The organism is Sphaerisporangium sp. NPDC004334, from assembly GCF_053602655.1.
On sequence record NZ_JBSGDZ010000051.1, the window covers coordinates 1 to 18422 of the forward strand.

General features: G+C 65.8%; 19 protein-coding genes, 1 tRNA gene and 2 pseudogenes. 5 read left to right on the plus strand and 17 right to left on the minus strand.

The window, feature by feature from the left end; all coding sequences use genetic code 11:
- Positions 1-450: 450 nt before the first annotated feature.
- Positions 451-669 (minus strand): hypothetical protein, encoded by a 219-nt coding sequence (locus ACWEN6_RS38930; RefSeq protein WP_354841463.1) that lies wholly within the window; start codon positions 667-669, stop codon positions 451-453.
- 366 nt (positions 670-1035) lie between these two features.
- Here ACWEN6_RS38930 and ACWEN6_RS38935 point away from each other — a divergent pair, with 366 nt between their 5' ends.
- Positions 1036-1230, plus strand: a complete 195-nt coding sequence (locus ACWEN6_RS38935) for a transposase (RefSeq protein WP_452577038.1) — start codon at positions 1036-1038, stop codon at positions 1228-1230.
- A gap of 75 nt (positions 1231-1305) precedes the next feature.
- Here the strand turns inward: ACWEN6_RS38935 and ACWEN6_RS38940 are convergent, their stop codons facing one another.
- Complete coding sequence (locus ACWEN6_RS38940; protein ID WP_452577040.1) at positions 1306-1545, minus strand: hypothetical protein; 240 nt, start codon at positions 1543-1545, stop codon at positions 1306-1308.
- A 388-nt stretch (positions 1546-1933) separates the two neighbouring features.
- Positions 1934-2140, minus strand: a pseudogene (locus ACWEN6_RS38945) (IS5/IS1182 family transposase); the annotation flags it as partial.
- A 267-nt stretch (positions 2141-2407) separates the two neighbouring features.
- On the opposite strand from ACWEN6_RS38945, the gene ACWEN6_RS38950 reads away from it, so the two are divergent.
- Both ACWEN6_RS38950 and ACWEN6_RS38955 read left to right on the plus strand, forming a co-directional pair.
- Entirely contained in the window at positions 2408-3343 is a 936-nt protein-coding gene (locus ACWEN6_RS38950) for an AbfB domain-containing protein (RefSeq protein ID WP_452577042.1), read from the plus strand.
- 118 nt (positions 3344-3461) lie between these two features.
- Positions 3462-3776, plus strand: a pseudogene (locus tag ACWEN6_RS38955) (transposase); the annotation flags it as partial.
- 473 nt (positions 3777-4249) lie between these two features.
- On the opposite strand, the gene ACWEN6_RS38960 reads toward ACWEN6_RS38955, so the two are convergent.
- The gene (locus tag ACWEN6_RS38960; protein WP_452577043.1) at positions 4250-5248 is read right to left on the minus strand and encodes a tyrosine-type recombinase/integrase; all 999 of its coding nucleotides are present in this window, start codon (positions 5246-5248) and stop codon (positions 4250-4252) included.
- A gap of 96 nt (positions 5249-5344) precedes the next feature.
- Between ACWEN6_RS38960 and ACWEN6_RS38965 the strand changes: the two genes are divergently transcribed.
- Positions 5345-5418 (plus strand) — tRNA-Arg (locus tag ACWEN6_RS38965).
- 338 nt (positions 5419-5756) lie between these two features.
- Here the strand turns inward: ACWEN6_RS38965 and ACWEN6_RS38970 are convergent.
- From ACWEN6_RS38970 to ACWEN6_RS39030, 13 genes are all read right to left on the minus strand, one after another.
- Entirely contained in the window at positions 5757-6290 is a 534-nt protein-coding gene (locus ACWEN6_RS38970; RefSeq protein WP_452577045.1) for a hypothetical protein, read from the minus strand.
- 59 nt (positions 6291-6349) lie between these two features.
- The gene (locus ACWEN6_RS38975) at positions 6350-7711 is read right to left on the minus strand and encodes a tyrosine-type recombinase/integrase (protein WP_452577047.1); all 1362 of its coding nucleotides are present in this window, start codon (positions 7709-7711) and stop codon (positions 6350-6352) included.
- A complete protein-coding gene (locus tag ACWEN6_RS38980; protein WP_347628742.1) occupies positions 7708-7899 on the minus strand; it encodes a helix-turn-helix transcriptional regulator in 192 nt (63 codons plus the stop codon). The genes ACWEN6_RS38975 and ACWEN6_RS38980 overlap by 4 nt, the downstream gene beginning before the upstream one ends.
- A 209-nt stretch (positions 7900-8108) precedes the next feature.
- Entirely contained in the window at positions 8109-9512 is a 1404-nt protein-coding gene (locus tag ACWEN6_RS38985; RefSeq protein ID WP_452577049.1) for a replication initiator, read from the minus strand.
- A complete protein-coding gene (locus tag ACWEN6_RS38990) occupies positions 9509-9664 on the minus strand; it encodes a hypothetical protein (RefSeq protein WP_452577051.1) in 156 nt (51 codons plus the stop codon). Before ACWEN6_RS38990 ends, ACWEN6_RS38985 begins: the two co-directional genes overlap by 4 nt.
- Entirely contained in the window at positions 9661-11088 is a 1428-nt protein-coding gene (locus ACWEN6_RS38995) for an FtsK/SpoIIIE domain-containing protein (protein WP_452577052.1), read from the minus strand. The genes ACWEN6_RS38990 and ACWEN6_RS38995 overlap by 4 nt, the downstream gene beginning before the upstream one ends.
- An 82-nt stretch (positions 11089-11170) precedes the next feature.
- On the minus strand, positions 11171-11485 hold the full coding sequence (locus tag ACWEN6_RS39000) for a hypothetical protein (protein WP_452577054.1): 315 nt from the start codon (positions 11483-11485) through the stop codon (positions 11171-11173).
- A complete protein-coding gene (locus tag ACWEN6_RS39005; protein WP_452577056.1) occupies positions 11482-11754 on the minus strand; it encodes a hypothetical protein in 273 nt (90 codons plus the stop codon). Before ACWEN6_RS39005 ends, ACWEN6_RS39000 begins: the two co-directional genes overlap by 4 nt.
- Entirely contained in the window at positions 11754-12191 is a 438-nt protein-coding gene (locus tag ACWEN6_RS39010) for a plasmid replication, integration and excision activator (protein ID WP_452577057.1), read from the minus strand. Before ACWEN6_RS39010 ends, ACWEN6_RS39005 begins: the two co-directional genes overlap by 1 nt.
- A gap of 138 nt (positions 12192-12329) precedes the next feature.
- Positions 12330-13166, minus strand: coding sequence for a protein phosphatase 2C domain-containing protein (locus ACWEN6_RS39015; protein ID WP_452577058.1), 837 nt, complete (start codon positions 13164-13166; stop codon positions 12330-12332).
- Positions 13167-13178: 12 nt separating this feature from the next.
- Entirely contained in the window at positions 13179-14021 is an 843-nt protein-coding gene (locus ACWEN6_RS39020) for a sigma-70 family RNA polymerase sigma factor (RefSeq protein WP_452577060.1), read from the minus strand.
- 149 nt (positions 14022-14170) lie between these two features.
- Complete coding sequence (locus ACWEN6_RS39025) at positions 14171-14677, minus strand: ATP-binding protein (RefSeq protein ID WP_452577062.1); 507 nt, start codon at positions 14675-14677, stop codon at positions 14171-14173.
- Positions 14678-14770: 93 nt separating this feature from the next.
- Positions 14771-15613 carry a helix-turn-helix domain-containing protein gene (locus tag ACWEN6_RS39030; RefSeq protein ID WP_452577063.1) on the minus strand — a complete coding sequence of 281 codons (843 nt, stop codon included), beginning with the start codon at positions 15611-15613 and terminating at the stop codon, positions 14771-14773.
- A gap of 1221 nt (positions 15614-16834) precedes the next feature.
- Here ACWEN6_RS39030 and ACWEN6_RS39035 point away from each other — a divergent pair.
- Positions 16835-17362, plus strand: a complete 528-nt coding sequence (locus ACWEN6_RS39035; protein WP_452577065.1) for a hypothetical protein — start codon at positions 16835-16837, stop codon at positions 17360-17362.
- Positions 17363-18422 lie beyond the last annotated feature (1060 nt).

The following is an 18422-nucleotide window of genomic DNA, read 5'->3' on the forward strand; positions in this document are numbered from 1 at the left end:
GCGCACGTCGGAAAGGACGACCTCGGCGGTGTGGGAGGCGCGGATGCCGTGCTTCCTGAACTTCTGCCCCTGCGACAACCCCGGGGTGCCGGGGGTCCACCGGCGGGTGGGGCGTCCACATGTACCTCGTGACCGGAAGCCGCCCGGCGTACACGCCGACCCGGTGAGTGTCGCCAGGACGTCCGTCGTCCGCAGAAGATGTCCAGCACCTTCCTGCAAGGTGCATGGTGTCATTCCAGCGGAACGTCCCACCTCAGGTGATCACCGCCGTCGTCGCGACTCTGGGGCGCGATGGCGGCATGAGCGGTTCCTTCTCATGATCAACAGTGGCCTCAGCCAAGATCCCGGTCGGCCGTCACTCGCTGCGGCTCACCCGCGATGCGGGCGGCGAGCGCCGTGTCGAGAACGGCGGAAACTCAGCTGCGAGCAGGACTGCTCACCCCTCGACAGCTACTGCTGGAACACGATGTGCCAGCCGAACCAGACCAGAAACCCCAGCAGGGCAGCACTGGCGGCGAGCCTCCAGTGCTTGACCGGGTAGATGCCCAGCCACTCACGAAGCCGCTCCGACAGCGTGTCACCCTCGCGGTGGTTCAGGAGCGCGATCGTCTCCAGCACGGCGAACGACCCGAGGACCAACCCACCCCACACCACCCACGCCGTGTTCACGACACCACCGCCGCGATCCGCACTCTGTCGCCACCACACACGAACGCCACGATAGCCCCAAAGATCACCCCTCCCACAGGCCCAGCCGCACACGTCCGCGCCGGCCCGTACCACAGCCGAAGCAACGGTGGCCGACGACATCCAGCACCCCACACCCGCAGACCGGCACCTCAAGCCCGCAGACACCCGCTGGGTGCAGGCCGGACGCCCTACCCCGGACCGGTTCGGGATGACGGTGGAGCCGGTCGCCCAGTGGCTCTGGCTGGGCAGCCCGGACCACGTGTTGCGCTGACCGCCCCGGCAGCCCTCCGCAGCCAGCGGAGGGCTTTGCCATGCGCTGACCTGCAGTTTCTTATCCTCCCCGGCGTGAAACCACGATGGGTCGGACCGGACAAGGTCGAGATCGAGCACATCGTCCTCAACGGCCGTGAACTTCTACGCGTCCGCAAGTATGGATTTCTCGTCGCCTATGCCGGATCGGTCCGCGAGCTCCAGGCCCACGTCGACCTGGCCGACCTCGTCGAAGTAGTAACTCTCACAGACCGCCGCAATTCACCGTAGCTCAGCGATCGATCACCACCCGGTCGCATCCTGATCGGCGTGAGCATCCGGTCGCAGGCAGACGCTCTGGTGCTATTACTGCGAGGACTCGAGCAGCTGCTTCACCGCCGCCAGGAGTGTCGGACCGAGAACAGTCGTCGCCTTCCCCAGAAAGCCTCCGATCCGCTGGAGCAGCGTCTTCTTCTCCTCCTGGGTAAGCTCGCCAGCGTTGCCCTTCTCCTCGATCTCGGCGATCGTCCGGTCCAGGCCCTCGGCGTCCGCCGGGTCGAGGCCCAGCGTCGGCGCCGCAGCGCGCACCCCGTCTAGGACGCTCATGATTTTCTTGATGGACGCTGCGCCAACCCCAGACCGACCGCCTCCGTCTCCTCCTGTGTCCCATCCCTACAGGAGATCCCGCTGCGCTACCGCTCCATCGTCTCGGCCACGGCACTCGACGTCGGCCTGATCGTCACCACCGCCGCCATCGGCGCCGCAGACGCCCTCGCCACGGCCGCTGCGGCGGCGTGCACGTACCGCCGCGTCGCCAACCACTGGGAGTGCGTGACGCCCGGCGCGTACTGCCCTGCGGCCGCGCACGGCAAGGCCGGCATTGCGAAAGGTGTCCGGGAAGAAGTACCGGTGCACGCGGTACAGCAACGGGCGCCGGCGGTGGAAGCGCGCCTGACCACAGCAGGGCGGCTCCGACCATCATCAGAGCCGCCCTACGCAGGATCGACACCAGCGCCAGCCGAGCTGGAGACAGCACCGGACGGCCACGGGCGGAGAACGCCGCGGCGAAGTCCCCTTCCTCGAATAGGACACTTAACGCATCTCGGATACGGATCGCCAGGCTGCCTTTCGGGAAAGCTGCCCGAGCTACCGCCAGGGTTCCCGCCGGGATCTGATCTAGACCATTCGAACGCCGCGACACCCACGAGTCCATCCGCAAGCAGGAACGACAATAGCGGCCTCAGGATCACCAACGTGATCATAAGGCCGCTGCTTTGATCTACTTCGCCACGGTGTCCCGAAGTAGAACGGCGGGGCGCTTTCAGCGTTCCACCGTCCTGGAGGATGAGCCGGAGTCGGCTAGCAAGTAAATCGGTTGACCAGCACCCACTGCAAGCCCATACTAACTATGAGCTCAGTGGCGCATATGTGCCTGTGGTCCAGCCGATGAACGGCGGAGGGTATGTGAATGTTGAATGAGCGGCGTTCCTTCGAATCCTTGCAACCTCGCGGCAACTATATTCGGCATGCCAACGGTCAGGGAGAAATATCTCCCATCGTCAGCGCCCTTGACCGCGCCGACGCATCATTCGACGTGGTGGAAGGACTCGTCGGCGACCCCTCCTACGTATCGTTCAGGTCGGCCAACTTTCCGAACCACTACCTGCGACACCAGAACTCTCGCCTGATCCTTTCGGAGTACGCTCCGGGGGATCGGCTCATGCATGAAGACGCGTCCTTCATGCCAGTCAGCGGCCTCCTTATCCCTGTCTGGACATCCTTCCGCTCCTACAATGTTGCTCACAAGCTGTACATCCGGCATCGAAACCTCCACCTCTACGTCAGCGAGATCAACCAGAACAGCCCTGAACTGGATCGCTCAGACGCGACATTCAATCCCATCAACGCATTCTTGGAACCTCCGGAGACGATACGCCTCGTTGAAATGGCCAACGACAAGCGGATTTTCAATTCACCTGGGCCGCGTCCCCCGTTCCTCCGCCTCGATAAGCGGCTTGTTGCTGTGGCTCAGGATCACAGCCAGGACCTGGCCAACCATCCCGGTCTATGGGAGAAGCTTTTGGATGGCTTTCCGGGACACTACGGCTCGGACGACAGCACGCCACAGCAGCGGATCCAGAGCGTGATGGGTTCCGCCGGAACGGAGAACGTATACGTTCAGTGGTTCTGGGGAGGTGACGTCCCCTCACCCTCAGCCAAGGCGGCGCACGACTGGTGGTGGTATGAGAGTCTTCCTCACAAAGCCAACCTGCTCAATCCGAACCACAGGTCAACAGGCGTCGGCATCGCCACCGGCCCTGGGACGGTCCCTCAGGGCCATAAGCATGCAGGTGAGTCGGCGACCTTCCACTACTACACCCAGGTGTTTCACTCCTCGCCTTAGTTCCCGCGGGACCAAAGGCCGACGCATCACCCTGCGCCCACGGGAGGAGCATGAAGCCCTGCGACGCGCACGACAGAGGCAGAGCACCGACGAACGGCAGTAACGCTATGCCCACAGGGCGGGCGTGGAGGGCACCATCGCCCTGGGCGTCAGAGGCTTTGGCCTGCAGCGATCCCGCTACCGCGGAACCGCCAAGACCCATCTCCAGCACATACTCATCGCGGCGGCGCTGAACCTCACTTGGCTCGACGCATGGCTTACCGGAACGCCGCTGGCCCCGACCGCACGTCGCATTTCGCCGCTCTGCTTCCGGCAGCATGACCAGTCTGGGCGCGCTGTCCCTGCCCGGCCCGGCGCAGGCCATCGTAGGTGCCATCCCGGACCTGGTCCTCATCCCAATCCTCGCGGGACGTATTGGTGGTCTCAGCGGTGAAGCCGGCCAGGCACACGGCCCCAACGCGTGAAAGGCCCCATGATCACACCCGTGATCACGGGGCCATTTCTGTCTTATCTACTTTGCCAACGGTGTCTCTAGTGAGAGCCGAGGCCTTGCTGTGCCCCATGGCCGAAGCCGCGCCGGTGGCGCGCTCGATCGGGGCGATTGAAGTCCCGCCTCCGAGCCACTCGCAGAGCCCGCCACCGCCCACCGCGGACCGGCCCTCACCCACCAAGTTGCCCCCACACCCGACCGCCCCCACGGCGATCGGCTCCGCCCCGGCCGCCGACCGCCCAGCCGTCACGACCGCAACCGACCGACCGGCTCACCACACCGCCGCGGCCTGCCCCGAAGCCGACCGTCACCCCGCAGACGGTCAGCGAGCCGACCGAGCAGGCGGCTGACTGTGACGGGCTACGGCTACGGGTCGACCTGAACCCGCTGGCAGACGTGGACGCCTGCCTGCTCGACTAGATTCGGTCGCCGGGTGCCAGCCGGGCGTGCGCATTGCGCGCCCGGCGCTCGGCGGTGGCCTTGGTGTACCGCTGCACCATGGCCAGGCTGGTCCAGCCGCCGATGTGCATCAGGTCGATCGGGTCGCCTCCGGCGTCGAGGTAGCCGGTGGCCATCGTGTGCCGGAACCTGTGCGTATAAACGCCCGAGATCTCGGCCTCCCTGGCCCGCCGTTTGAGCATCTGCAAGATGCCCGTACTCGTCAGGCGCCGGTCGCCGCCCGCCGCGGTGATACCGCGTTCAGGCAGCCACAGCCATGGGCTCTCGGCGTGCTTGTGTCGGGCGCGGGCGCGCAGGTAGCGGTCGATGGCGGCGGCGGTCTTGCGACCGATCGGGGCCATGTGGGCGCGCCCGCCCTTCAGGCGAATCCGCAGCAGATGCTGGGAGAGAAAGACGTCGGTCTGCTCGTCGTCGCTGGGGTGGTAGCGCAGGCCGGCCAGGCCGCCGCCGCGCATGCCGTTGTCGAGCAGGACGCGCATGATCGCGGTGTCGCGGCGGTCGACGAAGGTGGTGCCGGCGCACGTCTTCAGCATCCGGGCGAGCTCGTCGTCGGTGAGGGGCTCGACGGGATCGGTGGTGACCGTGGGCGGCTGGACGTTGGCCATGGGCGAGGCTCCCACTTCGTCCTCGGCCACCACCCAGTTGAACAGGATGCGCAGGTTTCGGTAGTGCTTGTGGGTGTCGCCCGCGGAGTGCTCCTTGGTCTGCCCGCAGGGGCACGGCTGGGTGCGCCGGTCATCCAGCCAGCACCCGCTCATCCGAGCCGCGAAGAACCTGCGGATGTGCTTGGCCTTGATCTCATTGATCCGCCCCGGCATGTCATGCTTGTCGAGGTAGTCAACGAATAGGTGGGCAGTGTGCAGGTAGCTCGTGATCGTGCCAGACGACTTGCGGGCGCCGTCCAGGGCAAGCTTCCAGGAGGGGATCAGGTGAGCGAGTAGCGGGGATCTACCCATCTGGCGTTACTCCAAATCCGATGCTGTTTCATCGGTCTGCGGCTATGCTAGTGTGCCACACGGCTAGCAATCCCGCTGGTCACCCCCCCAATTCTCGCGCCCTTAGCTCAGCTGGACAGAGCATCGGACTTCTAATCCGACGGTCGCAGGTTCGAATCCTGCAGGGCGCGCCCTCATCACCAGGTCGCACCCCAGCTGACCTGGTCTTTTGCATTGATCGGCGAGCGCCCCCACCCGCAGCCGGATGCCACCCAATGCAGCCCCACCCACCCCTCACGGGATATACGCGGGATGAATCCAGCGACGTTTGCCCAGGTCAGAGGCACAAAAACAGAGGGCCACGGGATGACCGCGACCCTCCGATGGTAGATCGTCCTCACGCCGACAGCGCCTCGGCGATCCGCCTGTTCGCCATCTCCCACCGCCTGTCGACGCACTTGACACAGACCCGCAGCAGCACGTCCACGCGGCGCCCGGCCCTGTCCTGGAGCGAACACGCAGGTAGATTTCACGGGCGCAGGTCCATCCAGAGAGGCAGGGGACGCCGCGCGTCGGAGGCGTCAAGCAGTGCCATCGCCTCCAATTCGTAACTCTCCAGATCGTCGAACCAGGAGGGATACTCCCCTCGGCGGGTGAAGAACCTGACAGTCGTGCCGTGCAACAGGAAGTCGTCCGCAACGCCGATGCCTACGACCGCCGCCAATGTCCTGAACTCCGGCAAATGCCTCGCCTCATTGAGCGCGGCCCAGGCGAACACCAGGGCACGGCTGGCGATGGCGGGAAGGTAGACGTTGCGTGAGGGGTCAAGGTCGTCTCCGGGCACCCAAATGTCGTGGACGTGGTATTCGGTGGCGAAGTACTGCTCGCCCGGCGGCGGCGTGTCAACGGCAGAAGCGCAAAGGGCCGCTAGCAGCAGTGGTCCCCCTGATCGGTAGGCCCATCCCGCGTCCACCGTCTCCTGAAGATCCTCTGGGAGCGGGCGCGCCCAGGTTTCCTCCGGCGCTTGCGCCAGCAGGACTTGCATCCGGGAATTGACGATCACAGTGCTCCCAGTTTCCACGAGCACCTTGCGTGATGCAGGTGCTAAGGAATGACCTCGCCTCACGCCGACAGCGCCTCGGCTATTCGCTGGTTGGCGATCTCCCGCTGCCCATCGACGCACTTGGCGTATACGCGGAGCAGCACGTCCACGCTGTGCCCGGCCCGTTCGGCTACGTCCGGTGCTGGAACGCCGGAGTTGAGCCAGAGCGAGACAGCCGCATGGCGCAGGTCGTACGGCCGGCCGGCCATAGGCGATACGACCTGATCGGGAGTCAGCGCGTACGTTCGTGCTTCCTTCCACACCTTGGCGTACGCGGTCGTGGAGAAGACGCCACCGGTCGCGGTCCGGAACAGCCGCCCGTCCCCTGCCGTGCCATGCCGCTCGATGTGTTCGCGGAAAATCACCACCAGTTCCGGCGGGATCGGCACGTCGCGTATGGCCTTGCGCCGACGTTGCTTCAGCCCGCGGACATCGTGGGTGCTTCCCGAGTCGGAGAACCGCCGTCCGCTCTCCGGCCGTGTCTCCTCCAAGGTCAGCAGGCCCCACCCAGTTGCCGGAAGATGACAGTCCTTCTCGCGAAGCCCGGCCGCCTCAGCGGGCCTCAGGCCGGCGAAGTACATGCAGGCGAACATCCCCGCCAGCATCGCCCCGCGGGACCGGCCGACGTAAGTCACTGCGACAAGGAGTTCCCGAGCCTGCGCCGGGTTGACCACGACCCGCCGGTCCACCTCCCCCGAGACCTTGGCGGGCTTCCAGTTCACTCGGTCCAGCGAATTTGCCGAAAGATCCCCTAGCTCAACGGCGTACTCCAGCGCGTGATGGAAGACCGCCCGCTTACGCCGGAACGTCGAGTCAGCCGCCCGCGTCCCGTCGAGGGTGACCGACAGGGCCTCCAGCACCGTACGCACAATCTTGGCCTCTTCCAGCTCGACCATGAGCAGCGAGGCAGAGGTGAGCCAGCGCAGCGCAGCGGCGTGCTCAGGGTCGAGACTCCCCCGCCGACCATCAGGCAGGAAGACGTGCCCACGCAGAACCGACCGCAGAACCCGGAGATCGGGCTTACCCGGCCGGTCCCGCAGCAAGGCGAGCGTGACGCCGGTCATCGTGTCGGTGATCCCCTCACGCGACTTGGCCGCCGAGTGCGGCCACTTGGCCAGTACGTACGCCTGGGCGAACTCCAGCCAGGTCCGCGCGGCCTTGGCCTTGACCAGCGACTCGGGCAGCCCGGTCTCCAGCTCGAAGGCCTCTCCGCGACGAGCCGCCTGCCGCAAGTCGGACAGGAAGTTCTCGGCCAGGGCCTTGGCCCGAAGAGTCTTGGACTTCTCCCGGCCGCCGACCTTCCAGCGCACCTCGTACGACGCCGTCTTACTGGACTTGTTCCGGCGGATGTCCCAGAACTTGACGTCATAGCTGGTCGTCATGCGGCTTCCCGCAGCGTCTCCAGCCAGGCCTCGAAGTCACTCCGGTAGACCCGGATCTCGCCGTTGGGCAGTTTGAAGCCCTTGGGCGCCTTACCGATCTCCCGCCAGCGGTAGAAGGTGCGGAGGGAGACCCCGCCCAGCTCGGTGAGGATGTCGGGAACGGTCATCAGCTCGTCACGCTTGCTCATGCAGCTTTCCCCTCAGTTGCCGAAAGATCGTGTCCGTCTCCTTGCGCCTGGAGTTGGTTCATGTGGTTGCGCCACCGCTGCCGCTCATGGACCGACCGCAGCAGCCGTAGGGCCAGCGGAGGCACGTTGGCATCGCCATGCGGGACGGGACGCCAGACATAGCGGTGCGGGTCGACCGGCTCGTCAGCAACGCCGAGGGCCTCTAGCACCTAGGTACGCCGGTCCTGCTTGTGCTCGGTCAGCGTCTTGTTGCTCCACTTCCTAGAGACCAGCACGCGGCGGCCCGCGTAGCCGAGGTGTTCGGGCTTGTGCGCCTTGCCCCGGCACCGGCCCGGGGCCATGCCCGCCTTCGCACTCTTGGGCTGCACCCCGTACCGCAACCAGTTGGGGCAGGTCGGCGAGCACGGCTCGAACCGCAGCGCGTCGGCCAGCCGTTCGGCGTGGAGCCGCTGAGCCTGGTTGTCGGCGTCGAGGGTGTCGCCGATGGACTTGGTGAGGTACTTGGACAGGTAGCGAATGCACTGGTCGGCGTCCTTGGTCCCGGCGAGCACGCCTTGCACGTCAACTTGGGTGCCGAATCGGACCACATGCAGCGGGTCGGCCTCCTCATCGGCGTCGAGCCGGTCGAGGGCTTCGTCCCAAGTCGGTAGGAGCTCACCGGTCGCCGGATCGAGGTAACCGACGCCGTCGGACCAGACCGGTAGGTGATCGCCCTGGTACTTCACCTCGTCGATCGCCGGCCACCAGACCTGGTGGTAGGTCGCCGCGGCGATCTGCTTGATCTCCGCACGCGGCAGCGTCCCACGGACGGCCATATGCAGATGCGGGGCGAGCCGCTTCTGTGATTCGACGGCGGCGAAGTACTGCACGTCGAAGCCGGCCACACGGCGCAAGTTCTGCACGAACCGGTCCACCAGCTTGGAGAAGTGCAGCGCATCCCGCGCAGCTCGGACGTAGTCATAGGTGCTCGGGTCGATCGGGACGCTGTCCTTGATCCGCCCGTACGACGGCAGGGTGAGGGTAAGAAACATCGATGGCCGGAAGATCTTGCCGTCTGGCGCGTGGAACACCCGGCCGAGGGTCGAGGCGCTCATCTTGCGCCTGGGCAGATCCGGGGCATCCTGGCGCCGCTTGGTCGACCGGCACCGCTTGCCCGCCGTCCGACCGAGGACGTTGCCGCGCATCCCGGCGTTGTTGATCTCCTCGTCCAACTCGGCGATCGCCGCATCCAACTCCTCGGTGGACCGCCCCGCGGCTTCGGCCTGATCCCGCCATACCTGGGCGTCAGCCCGTACCTCAACTAGGCAGCGCTGATAGTCGTCCGCCTCATCTGGGGTGACGATCGGTTCGGCCTCCAGGTGCCAGCCCTCCCGGCACTGCGCCATCCGAAGCTGCCTGTTGCGCTTCGCGCAGGAGGGGCACTTGGACTCCAGCGTCGCCCCGCACGGAACATCGATGATCTCGGACTTGCCGGTCGCGAGGTCCAGCCGTTGGAGCGCGACGGGACGGATGCACACGCCGTACTGCTTGGCGATCTGCTCGACCACATCCCGCGCCAGCGGCATGGCCATCCGCACCGCCCGAGGCAGCGACCGGTCGTTGGCGTTGGTCACAGGGCATCACCGCCGTCCTCGGCCGGAAGCGTCACGGCGGTCTGTCCGCACTCCTGGCACTCCACCAGCCCGCATGCCGGGTCCAGCCACAGGACGTTGAGACAGCGGCACACCTCGCAACGCAGGCCGTCGAGGAAGTGAGTCAGCGTCATACGGCCTCACCCACCGGGGCGAACTCGGCCGCCATCGTGCGGATGTCAGCGTCGGAGACGTACGCGGCGCGAACGCGTACCGGGTCGGGGCTGGTCTCCAGGCGGACGTATCCGCTGCCGGCCCCGGCCTCGGGGCGGGGTGAGATGAGGTCGGCGAGTGCTCCCCGGTCTCGGGCTCCGTCGCCGAGGACCATGTCCACCTGCTCGGATTCGTCGAGCCGCAGGGCGATCTTGTCGGGGAACAGGTTGCGGATGTTCATGACCTCCTTGCGGGGGTCCTGTAGCGCGGCCAGCACGCCGACGCCGACCGTTCGACCTTGGGTCGTCAAGGTGGCGAGGGCAGCGGTGATGCGCTGGCGAAGGTGCTTGTCGGGTTGGTAGGCGGTCAGGAAGGCGACCTCGTCGACGACCACTAGGACGAACGGGTCTTCGACGGTGGGGGTGTGGTTGCGCTGGACGCCGGCGAACCGGCCTGCCCTCTCCTGCATGACCTTGACCGCCGCATCCAGCAGATCAGCGCACGCTTGGGGGTCGGCGGCGTAGCGGTAGCCGAAGATGGCGCGGCCGTAGGACAGCTCCATGAGCTTGGGGTCCAGCGCCCAGACCTGCACCAGCCCGGCGCGGACGGCGGGCAGCAGTCCACGGATCACCGACCAGATCACCGAGCCCTTCCCTGCGCCGGTGGCTCCGGCGACCAGGACATGGGTGCCGTGGAGCTTGAGCAGCCACGGGTGGCCGTTCTCCTGGATGCCGACCTGTACCGGCCCTGTCGAGGCTGTCTCGGGTATGGGGAGGGCCGGGAGCGGGACGGTGAGTGGGTCGCTGCGCGGGAAGGTGAGCAGGAGTCTGCCGGAGCGTTGGACGGTGATCCGGCAGGAGGTGGCGCCGAAGCCGTGAGCGAGATGCTCGGTGCGGTCGGTCCAGTCGGTGACGGCCTGCCCCGACAGCATCTGCACCGTGACCAGATCCGCCCACGGCGTGCAGGTGACGGCGAGCAGCCGAGGAAGGCAGTCGCGCCCCCGCAGATACCGTCCGAGCCCGGAGACGATCATTACCGGCTGCCAGTGACGCCGGTAGACCGAGACCAGCCGCCACCAGGCCAGCAGGGGCCAGCCCATCAGGCGCAGGAACGAGGTCCGGTCGATCAGCGCCCACGAGGTGCCAGCCGCGACGGCCAGGCCCGCGAGCGCGAGGACGTGCAGGTAGCCGTATCGGGTCCAGATGACGCCGAGGCCGGCGGTGATGGTGAGCGCGATCGGGTGCCGCCAGGCCAGGCCGATCAGGCCGGTGAGCATGCGCCAGACGGCGATGGCGACGGTCAGGATGGCCGGGGTCTGGACGACGGCCGGGCGGAAGACGACGGCGGTGTCCGGCGTGGTGGGTACCAGGCGTGCCGTCTCATCGCCGGGGAGCTTCTTGAACATTAGGCTTGAGCCCTCTCTTGATGTTGTGTCCAGGGAGACCAGGGGCCGCCGGAAGTACCAGTTCCAGCGGCCCCACCACATGTCAGGCCTCGACTCGGGCGGCCGGGGGCAGGTGGCGCTTGGCATACAGGCGCTCGCACTCCGAGAGGTAGCGCTCTGCCGCGTGGGCGAGCTCGCGGGCTAGCGCGATGTCGGCTCGGGTGACAGGGCCGCCGCCGGTGCTGGAGATGCTCACCTGGCCATCGGCGCTGGAGATGTCCAGGCAAGCCCGCTCCTGGTCGATGCAGAACTTGGAGACGGCCAGGTCGGGGGTGTAGAAGGAGACGTCCAGGCAGGTGATCCCGTCGTCGATCGCGGCTCGCAGGTGGGTGTAGGGCTGGTGCTGGTCGTCTCTCACGCAGCCACCCCGCGTCCGTTGGGCAGGCCGTGGTAGCAGCGCTCCACCGAGGTGGCGAACTGGTGGGCCTGGTGGGCGAGCTGGCGGGCGAACTCCAGGTCGGTGGCGGTGACCTCGTCGCCGGTGGAGGTGGTGACTAGGACCGACAGGGCGCCGAAGTCGAGGGCCAGGACCGGAGTGCGGGCGGGGTACGGGTGGTTGATCGCTTGAGCACCGCTGCCGGTGTTGAGCGTGATCGTGCTGATGCGGGCAGTCCTGCGGCGAGCCATCAGGCGGCTTCCTTTCCAGAGACGCTGGCGTGCTTGACCGCAGCCGAAGCCGCGGGAGTCGAGCTGACGTTGCGTGGAGCGCGCATCTCACGCGCCTTGACCGAGTAGGTGAGCCGGCCGTTGCGGTTGACATACGGCGTGACGGCGAGCTGGCCGAACTCCACCGGAATGAACGGCAACCCCGGCATCGGCGCCGGAGGCACCGGCTGAACCGGCGAGGTGATCTTGACCTTGACCGTCTTCTCACGCGCATCGGGGTCGCAGTCGATCACGGTGACCTGCCAGACGAACTCGCCCGTGGTCTTGTCACGGGCGTAGACCGGCTTGGTGGCGGTAGAGGCCTCGAAGTCCTTGACCTGGTCGACCTCACCAACCATGAAGCAGCCGTGGGGGAACACATCCTCGAACCGGATCGGGATGGCACCTCGGATACCCATCGCTTCATCTCCTGTCGATCCCCCTAGACAGCTACAGCGAGGCCGCTGAGACGAACTGTTTAGGGGGCTATGCAAAAGAAGATAGGCAGCGCGAAGCCCGGTTGTCTAGGGGGATGGACGCGAAGAGTGGCGTGTCGCTTACTGAGCGTCGTCGAGAGTTGTGACATATGCGGCCGTAGCGTCATCAAACGTCTTGCCGCGAGGCCAGCGACGCCCCTCCAAATCAGAACGCTCAGCCTGCCGCACGCGGCCGATCAACTCGCCAGGACCGGAGAAGTCGAGCAGATCCAGCAGCTGCCGCCAGGTGGCCAACTCGAACCGGTCGACCAACCGAGAAGCGCCATCGCTCAGCACAGCAGCCGCGCGAACCTCGCCAACAGGCATGGCGCCGCTCTGTGCCTGATCTCCGGCCGAAGGGTCCACCGAGGCGACCCAGAAACCGTCGTCGCGATTACGGTGCCGACGCATCGCCTCGACGTACTGGGCATGCGCCCGCTGATGTTCCGGGCTGCCGCCGGGCAGTGAGTCCATGAGGGTTCGATAGCGCGCACCGACCTGCGCTTCCCGATCGTCACAGACGACCACCGGCTCGGGCGACCCGGCAACGTCTAAGACGAGGACAGAGTCGGCCAGCACCAGCCACTCCAGCATCTCGCCGGTCCGGCGAAGCATCACCACGGTGGCCGAAGGCGAACCGGCATGGGTCAGATCGCAGCTGGACGCGTGCAGACCGGCCACGGTCTTGATCCCATCGGCCAGGATCTCGCCCAGTGTGCCGGCGCTTTGGGTCACCGACGCGACGAGCGTGGAGCCGAGCGTGTGGGAGTACCAGGCCACGCCGTGATGACAGCCGCACTCCACACCCGGCGGCGTTCCAGCGCCATCCAACAACACGACCGCATCCGATGTGGCAGCGATGAAGTCTTCGTTCAAGCGGCCGGGATAGGCGGCCTCGGTGGCGAAGGTCAGACGCACGTCGCGTAGTCCCTAGTCCTCGTCGTGGCGGTACAGCGGACTGACCAGCTCAGCCTTCACGGGCTCCCCGCTGTCAGGGTCGTACTCCACCCCCACCACCGTGGAGAACCGCTGATCCCCCACCTGCCCCCACAGTGTCGCGGTCTCGCTAGCCAGCAGGTGGATCACCCCGAGCGACCCATTGGGATGGATTCCCGCGATGGTCAGAAGACTGCCGTTACCGTCCGGCCGAGGCAGGCGTCCCAAATACGCCGAGTCCGTTGGACGAGGCGGCTCGGTCTGCGTGCCCGAGCGGTACACGGTCCCGGTGCGGGTGTCGCGCAGCAGCCAGCCCTTGTCATCGCGGTCCCACCGGATCACCGGATCCTTGTCGTAGCACTCGCGTACCGCCGCGGACATGCGCGGCCCGCAGATGACCACCAGGCCAGGACGGTTCAGGTCGATGTCACCGTCCACCGAGACGTTGTCGGAGCCCACGCTGAGCCCATAGCCGCGGGCAAGATTCTCCAGCCGGCTCCCTGCCCGCATGTCGTCCAACGCCACCACCGATCGCCCGGTCGCGGGATCAAGCCGAAGCGGAGTCACCACCGTCACTGCGCCCGTACCGAAGAACGCCCCTTCCGGCGCCGGCCCGGTGTGCCGGATCTGGTGAATCCGGCCCCGGGTGAGGCCGGCGGCCTCGGCGATCTGGGCGTAGGACATGCCTTGGGCGTGCAAATCCTGGATCACCCGGCGGCGCAGCCGAGCCAACTCAGTCACCTCTTGCTGGGCGGCGTTGAGCCGCTCGGTGGCCGCGCGCAGCAGGACGTACGGGTCCTCGATCGCGGCGATACGCTCAAGCTCGCTGGATGGCACGGCCGGTTCCTCTCGGTGATGCTCCACCGAGTCTAGGCCCCTAGACGCTTTGTCGTCTATTCCCCTAGACAGTACGCGTTTGAGCTGTTCACCACTTTGAAGGCTTACCGCCCTTATGTTCCACCTGCGATTGGGCACGCCGCGCGGACTCACCGTAGACCCCGGTCAGCGAGCCGCACGTGACAAGGACCACGTTCACACCGGGAGGGCAGCCGATCAAGCACGTGATGCCTCGGAGCCCGGCACAGGTGCGGCCGGGGCGTTCTTGCCCGCATTGACCAGCAGCAGCGCCCATACAGTGCGACCTCGTTCGTCGCCGCGGATGCCGTAGGTGTCGGCCAGGGCGCCGACGACATCAAGCCCCGGCCGCCCTCCTCATCGTCCTCCGGGGAGAAGACGCTGGGGCCGTGCGCGGCGCCAGCGTCAACGACGCCCAGCCAGACCCGGTCGCGCTGGGCGTGAATCATCACCTGAAACTGCCCGCCGAACCTGCCGCTGGCGGTGTGACGGACGGCGTTGGCGGCCAGCTCGCTGACGATGAGTTCTGCCGACTCCACGATCGGCCAGCCCGCGAGGAAGGTCGTGACAAATCGGCGGGCTTCCCTGACCGAAGGGGAAGTGCCGAGGAAGGACCGGGACATGCGCCATGCGCTCATGGATACGCTCCAACGTCTAGAGGGCTATACACCCACGTCACGAGCGTATGACCTGCACTTGGTCATCATCAAGGAATTCGACGCATAAATGCGTCACTTCTCTAGCTGGGCTGCCAACTTCCGGAAGTCCGCCCCGATTTCACCCAGAAAGTCCCGCAGGTCATCGCCATACACGGCCGCAGTCGCGAATGCCTCGAAAGCGTCCTCATGCATGGCAATCTCACCCGGCTCGGTCAACGTGAGATCACCCGTCAGACTCTCCACCACGCTCACGGCTCCATCGACGAGCGTGAAGCCATGCAACGGAAAGGCCGGCGCTTCAGTCCTCCAAGGCACCACACCCAGCCGAACATGCGGCAACGTCGACACCTGCACCAACCGATCAAGCTGCGCCAGCATCAACGACGGGGACCCCGGCCAGGTCCGCACCGCCCCCTCCGTCAGCACGAACGCGAACTTCCGGCTCTCCTCAAAGAGCACCGCCTGCGCCTCAACCCGCACGGCCGCCGCCTTAGCCGCATCCTCCTCATCCACATCCCGGCCGACCGCCAACGCCAACCGCGCATACTCGGCCGTCTGCAACAACGCCGGGATCATCGCCGAGGAGAACACCGCGATCCACTGAGCCGAACGAACCCGGGCAGCATTCGCCGCCTCCCGGCCGGCCAGCCCACCCCGCAGCCGCGACACCTCATCCCGCAACCGCGCCAGCAGCGCATCAAGCTCGCCGCGGTCCCTCTCCCCCAGCCCCAAAGCAGCCGAAACCCGCTTAACAGTCTCCGGCGTAGGCAGAAGCTGCCCCGTCTCAATCCGCGAGATCGTCGGCTGCCCCACCTGCGCCCGCTGCGCCAACTCCTTCCCCGTCAGCCCAGCTTCCCGACGCAGCCGCCGAAACAGCTCCCCCAACCCCCGCAACCGTTCCCGCCGCTCCTCCACACCGAGCGTTCTATCACGCTGAGCCACTCCACACCCTCGGTCAGTGGTCCTCGCCAAGGACCGTGCGATGCCCGCGGCATATGGCTTGCAGGAGGTGTGGGTGCGGTGTGCCCGACTGCACAAGTGGCCACCGACCACTGTGATGTACTCCAGCCCATATCGGCCAATTGCAGACAAATCCCCACTAACGCGCCACCATGGCCATCAGGTTCAGCATTTACGCCAATAGCTACTCCTATCATTCCCTTATGGCACTTTCCGAGCTCCGTCGTGAGATGGTTCTGTCCGCCATCGAGGAGTACGACAAGCTGGGAAGAGGTGCCTTTCTCAAGGCCTACGGATACGGCCCGGCACGCGACTACTTCCTCCTACACGACGGGAAGCGGTACGACTCGAAGGCCATCGCCGGCGTAGCACATCGCGGCGTAGACGGCCGACCGCTACGAGCCGACGACTTCTCCGGCGGCAACGCCACCGTCGCACGCACACTGAGCGACCTCGGCTTCGAGGTCACCCGGCCAAGCGACGTCATCGACGGGCACTCCCCGGGGAACCTGCTCCAGAAGATCCTCACACTCAAAACCGCCGCATCGGCTACGCCCGGCGCGCGGAAGCGGCACCAGCCATTGACCCTTCTCTGGGCCCTTGGCAGAGCAGCCCGAGGCGAGGATCGCCTGGCGCCGTGGACAGATGCCTCTCCCGCCCTCGAATCCCTCTTGAGGGAATTCGGCCATCCCGGCGACGGCCTACATGCCGAATTCCCCGTACTCCGCCTGTATCACCACGGGCTCTGGGATTTCCCTGGCCATGACGACGTGCCAAGGGCCAGAGGCAGCGCGGCCCAGCGCTGGATGCAGCAGAACCAGCCGCTCAGCGGTTTACGCCCGTGGGTACACGAGCTCGTGACCGACGAACCGACCGTCCGCGCTCAGATCGTCCTACGACTCCTTGACAAATACTTCCGCGAGGTCGACCACGAGGACTTACTCGCTGCCACCGTGCTTACCCCTGCACCCAATGCCATCATGTCAGCCCCGGACGAGGCCGCACTTCTCTCCGATGGGACACCAACACCAAGTCGCCGCAGAGTCACGATCAACCGCGCCATCCGTGACTCTGCGCTCGCAGAGCAGGTCAAACTCCTGCACGACTATGAGTGCCAGATCTGCGGCATCCGTTGCCGCCCGCATGGGCCAAGCCGTCGCCGGCCACACCAGCGCCATGGTCCAACTCACCTTGCAAGAAGCCCGCGGCCTGGCCTGCATCGGCGACCGCCGCGAAGCCGACAAAGCCCTCACCCGAGGAGCCGACACCCTCGCCAAACTGCCCATCCCCACCAACCCCGACCACCACTTCGTCTTCGACCACGCCAAATGGGTCTTCTACGCCGCCACCGCCTACACCTGGCTCGAAGACAACGACCGCGCCGAAGAACACGCCCTCGAAACCATCCAGATCCACACCCACCCCGACGGCACCAGCAACGCCCCCACACGGGTAGCTGACGCCCACATCGACCTCGCCATCATCCACGCCCGAAGAGGCAACCTCGACGACGCCGTCGAACAGGGCTTCGCCTCCTTCGACATCGAACGCAAGTCCCTCACCAGCCTGGTCAATCGGGCAGGAGATCTTGACCGCGTCCTTCGTCACCGGTATCGCCGCGAGGAGTTGGCCAAGGAGTTCCACGAGCGGTTCGTTACGGCTCGCAGTGCGCTCTCAAGCCGCCGACCGGAGCTTCTCGATTGAGACGCGACGATCGTTCATGCGTATCTCTGTACAACCGGCATCACTGACAGGTATACAACATCAGCGAAGTCGCTATGTCCGGCATCATGCGAGATGGACAGAACCCAACCAAGATCAAAAGTAACCTATCTGTACACCTATCAGGGCAGCCCACCTGCGGCGGCCTGCCGCGCGCCGGGCGATCGCTGGCCGCGCTGCGGCTCTCCGGCCGGTCACGACCAGCGACGCCCACGCGCTACTAAGCCGACACATGAATTATGAATCTTCACCGCTAATGTGGTCCAACTGGTGTTCCGGCCATGACCATGACGCTCTAGGGGGAGAACTGGACACGCAAGTCGCTAAGAAATTCCCGGTACTCAGCGCGATCCTTCTTAATCCTCCCTTGCGGCCTTCCGAGGAGACGATCTCCTACCAGAACGTTTCAGCAGCCCTGCCGGTGACCGGTTGCCATCGCCTATGTCTCGCTAACCTCCTCCTCGTTCCGTCTAAGGATCTTCCATCGTTAAACAAGATCACGGTGTCGGAGGAGGTAGTTGTTGCGTCGCGCGATGCGCTTAGAAAGGCAATTGCAGAGAGCGATGAAGTCCTGCTGGCGTGGGGCATGGGTGGAGTTAACGGAGCACTTAGGCATGTCCTCAATAGACAAGTGGGCTTTGTAGGCAGCCTCCTCCTCGAACGAGGGATCGGCAGAGTATGGACGCTCGCTGGGATGCCGAGGCATCCTTCACGGTGGCGGCAGTACCTCGGGCCCCAGAGGAATCGGGTCAGTGGCCACTCCTTCCATGACCGCCTCAATAGCACGCTGATACCGTTGACCCTCGACCTCCCCCAAGGCCGAAGCTTGATCGAAGATCCCTTCTAATCCATAATGCGATTCTTTAGAATCGAGCGGCGCGTGTCCATCTCTGCATGCAAGTCTCTGCCAAGGCAAGGAGAGTCGCGCCATCATCGTGGCCCTTGACGCAGCGGCCCTTGACCGGAGTCGGGCAGCCGATCGGCTGAAGTGCGACTTCAGCGCCCCGCATCTGAACGCCACTAGATGCCGCCTTCAGCCATG

What these genes read in the sequence shown, in the direction of transcription:
- ACWEN6_RS38940 (WP_452577040.1), bottom strand. Translation starts at nt 1,545, where the DNA reads ATGAGCGTCCTAGACGGGGTGCGCGCTGCGGCGCCGACGCTGGGCCTC.
- ACWEN6_RS38990 (WP_452577051.1), bottom strand. Translation starts at nt 9,664, where the DNA reads ATGACGCTGACTCACTTCCTCGACGGCCTGCGTTGCGAGGTGTGCCGC.
- ACWEN6_RS38995 (WP_452577052.1), bottom strand. Translation starts at nt 11,088, where the DNA reads ATGTTCAAGAAGCTCCCCGGCGATGAGACGGCACGCCTGGTACCCACC.
- ACWEN6_RS39005 (WP_452577056.1), bottom strand. Translation starts at nt 11,754, where the DNA reads ATGGCTCGCCGCAGGACTGCCCGCATCAGCACGATCACGCTCAACACC.
- ACWEN6_RS38975 (WP_452577047.1), bottom strand. Translation starts at nt 7,711, where the DNA reads ATGACGACCAGCTATGACGTCAAGTTCTGGGACATCCGCCGGAACAAG.
- ACWEN6_RS38950 (WP_452577042.1), top strand. Translation starts at nt 2,408, where the DNA reads ATGTTGAATGAGCGGCGTTCCTTCGAATCCTTGCAACCTCGCGGCAAC.
- ACWEN6_RS38960 (WP_452577043.1), bottom strand. Translation starts at nt 5,248, where the DNA reads ATGGGTAGATCCCCGCTACTCGCTCACCTGATCCCCTCCTGGAAGCTT.
- ACWEN6_RS38980 (WP_347628742.1), bottom strand. Translation starts at nt 7,899, where the DNA reads ATGAGCAAGCGTGACGAGCTGATGACCGTTCCCGACATCCTCACCGAG.
- ACWEN6_RS39010 (WP_452577057.1), bottom strand. Translation starts at nt 12,191, where the DNA reads ATGGGTATCCGAGGTGCCATCCCGATCCGGTTCGAGGATGTGTTCCCC.
- ACWEN6_RS39025 (WP_452577062.1), bottom strand. Translation starts at nt 14,677, where the DNA reads ATGAGCGCATGGCGCATGTCCCGGTCCTTCCTCGGCACTTCCCCTTCG.
- ACWEN6_RS39035 (WP_452577065.1), top strand. Translation starts at nt 16,835, where the DNA reads ATGGTCCAACTCACCTTGCAAGAAGCCCGCGGCCTGGCCTGCATCGGC.